We start from the raw sequence: 4,203 nt of genomic DNA on the forward strand, positions 1-4,203 counted from the left end.
TGACCTTTTGCGAGGGCGTCACTAGGGGAGCAGCAGCGGCGAGCCACAGCTTCTCCGGGGTCGGTACTGCCAACGCCCGTCGAATCAACACCACCAGGGCAATCGCGCCGGCAATGCCCACAATCACCAGCAGGCGCCACCCCAGGAAAGCCCCCAAACCCAACATGAGCAGCAGCGGCAGGAACATGAACAGAGCGGTGCGTCCCGCAAATTGTCGCGGAGCTGGGGGTGGAACCAGACGAAGGTCGGACGGGCGGCGGCTCAGGCGCAAAGTGGTGGCTCCAAGTTTCAGGCGCGCTCCTGGCTTGAGACGGCAGACCCGACGTATCCGGTGAGGCCAGGGCAAAGTTTTCCACATCTTGTACACAGGGGTCGAACCGGGGAACGGCAAGGCGCGCAGAGATTGTTTCGACGGCTCCAGGTGCAGATTTTGACGCGAAACTTGCGGGTCGCTCAGTCCGCTCAGTCTGCCAAGAATCCCTGGAATTGCAGGCAAAGCTTGGCCTGAATCGGGTCCGGTGGCGACGACCCAGAGCAGTGGGGAAGACAGAGCCGCTCGTGGCTGCAAAAAATGTTCCATACCCCCAAGTTAGGGACCTCAGCCGATTTTCGCAAACAGTTATCCACAAGCTGTGGATAACTGTGGGTGAGGAGTTGTTGATAACCCCTAAAAGGTTGTGCAAAACCTGTGTAGAGTACAGCTCTGACCCGGTGAACCGGGATAGTAACCGGAGGAACCTAAACCAGGGAAATCAGTGAGTTTGGTAGCAAATCTGGGCAGCGACCTGTTGCGCCTGAGCCTCATCACGCAGCAGAGTAATAATTGCCAACGCAAAGTCAATGGAGGAACCCAGCGCCCGCGCGGTGATAATCCGGCCGTCACGAATCAAACCGGTATCCGTATAGCTGGCATTCCCCAAGCCGTCTTGGAAACCGGGATAGACAGTGGCTTTGTGCCCGTCGAGCAAACCCAGCGCCCCCAATACGGTCGGGCCGGCGCACACCGCCGCCAGATTCCCCTGGTGAGAACGCAAGATTTGGGACAGTTTGGCTGACGCCTTGAGATTGTTCACCCCGAGTTTGCCGCCGGGAATAATCAGGACTTGTTCGTCGCTAGGAGCGAAGCTGTTGATGTGAACATCGCAAATCAAAGGAACCCGGTGCGAACTCACGATGGTTCGCGCCTTTTCATCATCACCAGCGGCATCGTTGACCGCCACCGTTTGTATCTCGATGCCTCCGCGTCGCAACAAGTCCACGACCAGCAGGGCTTCACATTCCTCAACGCCATCGGCCACAAAAATACTGGCTTCCATTTCGTCTCCTAACCATCGGATTCAGTTTCATTTTCAAGTTTAGCGGGGGGAAGGGTTCGCGGTGGGGTCAGAATGTTAGTTCCAGCGAATTTCGAGCGCGACCGCGACAAACTCTCCCCAAATAGCGCCGGGGCGAAACTGCGGATTTTTCGCTTCCGGGTTGGCCCTAAGATGGAATCGTGAATAAAAAAACCGCTATCCCTGAGGCTGCTTTAGCCCAACACGCTGAACTGGTGGACCAAATCGAGGCGGCGCGCACGGACTACTACGACGAAACTTCCGAAACCGGCGTGACCCGGCTGAGTGATGCGGAATACGATACCCTGTTCGTACAGTTACAGCTGTTGGAGGCGGCCTACCCCGACCTGGTGACCCCGGACTCTCCAACGCAAACGGTCGGGGGCGGCGGGCAAACGGCCAGTACGGAAGGGTTTCCTCCGCATCGCCACCTACAACAGATGGGTTCCATCGACGACGTTTTCTCTTACGTTGAGGTTGATGCGTGGTGGGCGCGGGTGGACAAAAGCCTCGAGGGTCAGGATTTCTCGGTTTCCGCCGAGGTCAAGGTGGATGGGCTGGCCATGAGTTTGACCTATCTTCACGGCGCGCTCGCGGTCGGGGCTACGCGCGGGGATGGCTTCACCGGCGAGGATGTGACTGAGAACGTGAAAACCATCGCCACCGTGCCGGTGCGCCTTGGCGGTGAAAAGGTGCCGGAACTGGTGGAAATTCGCGGGGAAGTGTACCTGCCGCTGGCGGATTTCGCCGCTATGAATGCGGCCCGCGAACGGGACGGAGAAAAACTGTTTGCCAATCCGCGCAACGCCGCCACCGGCTCTTTGAAACAAAAAGATCCCGCACAGGCGGCAAAGCGTCCCCTCGCGTTTTTAGCTCACGGGGTCGGGGAAGTCCGTTGGGCTGACCCCGGTGCGGCGGCGCATCTGGAGACCCAAGAGGACTTTTATGAGCTGTTGGAATCGTGGGGTTTGCATTCCGTGCGGGAAACCCCCGCCAGATTGGGGCTACCCCTGGCGGGAATGCGCTCCCTGGCTGAGATTCACACGGTCTTAGACCAGATGACGGCGCATCGCCACGATTTTGCCCATCAGATTGACGGCGTGGTGCTGAAAGTTGACAGCTTTGCGCAACGGGACGCCCTGGGGTCGACGGCGCGGGCGCCACGTTGGGCGTGTGCTTACAAGTTCCCTCCCGAAGAGGTCCACACCCGTTTGCTGGGTATAGAGGTGCAGGTGGGACGCACCGGACGAGTCACACCTTTCGGGGTGATGGAGCGGGTTTTGGTTGACGGCTCCTACGTTTCGCGCGCCACGCTGCACAATGCCAAAGAAGTCGCCCGCAAAGATGTGCGTCCCGGTGATACCGTCGTGTTGCGTAAAGCGGGGGACATTATTCCAGAAATTTTAGGGCCGGTAATGTCCTTTCGACCAGTGGGTTTACCCCAATGGGTGATGCCCGATACCTGCCCCTCCTGCGGGACCAGGCTCGGAGCGCAAAAGGAAGGTGACATTGACTTACGCTGCCCCAATCAGTCGGGGTGTCCGGCACAGATCACCGAGAGGCTCATTCACGTAGGTTCGCGCAATGCTTTGGATATTGAAGGTTTGGGTGAGGAGGGCGCTCTAGCGCTGACTCAGCCGGAGTTCGGGCGCGCCGACGTGGCTGCTGCCCTCGCGGCGGGAGGACGCTGTGAGCTGGAGGACGGAACCGTTGTGGCTGTTCGGCCTGGTCAGGGACTCGGCCTGGAAGCCATCGAGGACCTTTTACCCCCCGTTCAGTCTCCGGTCCTGACTTCAGAAGCGGGTTTGTTCGCTTTGCGGCCTGAGGATTTGCGTGACGTAATGGTGTGGCGCGAGATGCCAGGCACGTCCGGTCGGGATTGGCAACAGGTTCGGTTCTTTTGGGCGAAACCGAAACCGTTGCCGAAAGCCGCTCAGGAAGCAACCGGGCAACGCTTCGGACCTCCCGTGGCCGGGAAAGTCGTCCAGACATTTTTTGAACAGTTACGGGCCGCGAAGTCAAAAGAACTGTGGCGGGTTTTGGTGGCCCTGTCCATTCGGCATCTGGGTCCGGTCGCGGCACGGACCATAGCTCGACAGTTCGCCACAATGTCAGCTATCCGAGCCGCTAGCGTGGAACAGCTCGGTGAAGTTGAGGGAATAGGCGAGGTCATCGCCGCCTCTATTCACGACTGGTTCACAGTCCCGTGGCATCAAGAAATCGTGGATGCGTGGGAGAAAGCCGGTGTGGGAGCCAACTTAGACAGAGACACCGGAGCCAAACGAGAAGAGCCGCAAACCCTGGAGGGCCTGACGGTAGTCGTAACCGGAAACGTCCCCGGCTACACTCGTGAATCCGCCCAGTTAGCGGTAGAGGCCCGCGGGGGGAAAGCGACCAGTTCGGTATCGAAAAAAACTGACCTGGTCGTGGCCGGCGCCGGCGCCGGATCCAAACTAGCGAAAGCCCAGGCGCTGGGCATCCCTGTCATTGAGTCTGCCGACTTCGATAACCTGCTGGAAAAGGGCATATCCAGAAACTAATGAAATCCACCGCTTGGCGACGTTTCGGGCTGCCTCGTGGGTAGTTGGATTCTGGGTGCGGGTTGCTAACTGTGGACAGTCTCAGCGGATTGCTGGTGTGTGGGCGTAATCTCGAAAACGCAGCTCTACAAAACCGAACCCAGGGGGCGTAGCAAACGCTCAATAACCCGATTGACTATGGGCCGTTCTTCCCACTGCTCCAGAGTTAGCTGCCGAGCGTTGGTGAGGTCATTGAGAAAAACCTGTTCCATCTGGTCGGCCAGGTCGGCGGAAGAAATCTCCATATTAATTTCATAGTTACCGGTCATGGACAGGCGGTCGATGTTTGC

Annotated in this window: 2 protein-coding genes and 2 pseudogenes; 1 reads left to right on the top strand and 3 read right to left on the bottom strand. The window is 58.6% G+C overall.

Annotation, left to right across the window (positions count from 1 at the left end; all coding sequences use genetic code 11):
• Together Q0X47_RS08410 and Q0X47_RS08415 are read right to left on the bottom strand one after the other, a co-directional pair.
• Nucleotides 1-580, bottom strand: a pseudogene (locus Q0X47_RS08410) (cell division protein FtsK); the annotation flags it as partial.
• 172 nt (nt 581-752) lie between these two features.
• The gene (locus Q0X47_RS08415; protein ID WP_297724994.1) at nt 753-1,316 is read right to left on the bottom strand and encodes a DJ-1/PfpI family protein; all 564 of its coding nucleotides are present in this window, start codon (nt 1,314-1,316) and stop codon (nt 753-755) included.
• Nucleotides 1,317-1,492: 176 nt separating this feature from the next.
• On the opposite strand from Q0X47_RS08415, the gene ligA reads away from it, so the two are divergent.
• A complete protein-coding gene (ligA, locus tag Q0X47_RS08420) occupies nt 1,493-3,874 on the top strand; it encodes an NAD-dependent DNA ligase LigA (RefSeq protein ID WP_297724996.1) in 2,382 nt (793 codons plus the stop codon).
• A gap of 125 nt (nt 3,875-3,999) precedes the next feature.
• Here the strand turns inward: ligA and Q0X47_RS08425 are convergent.
• Nucleotides 4,000-4,203, bottom strand: a pseudogene (locus Q0X47_RS08425) (phosphatidylserine/phosphatidylglycerophosphate/cardiolipin synthase family protein); the annotation flags it as partial.

This window comes from uncultured Mobiluncus sp., from assembly GCF_947254095.1.
GTDB lineage: Bacteria > Actinomycetota > Actinomycetes > Actinomycetales > Actinomycetaceae > Mobiluncus.

Coding starts and splice junctions, on each gene's coding strand:
- Q0X47_RS08415 (WP_297724994.1), bottom strand. CDS start 1,316: ATGGAAGCCAGTATTTTTGTGGCCGATGGCGTTGAGGAATGTGAAGCC.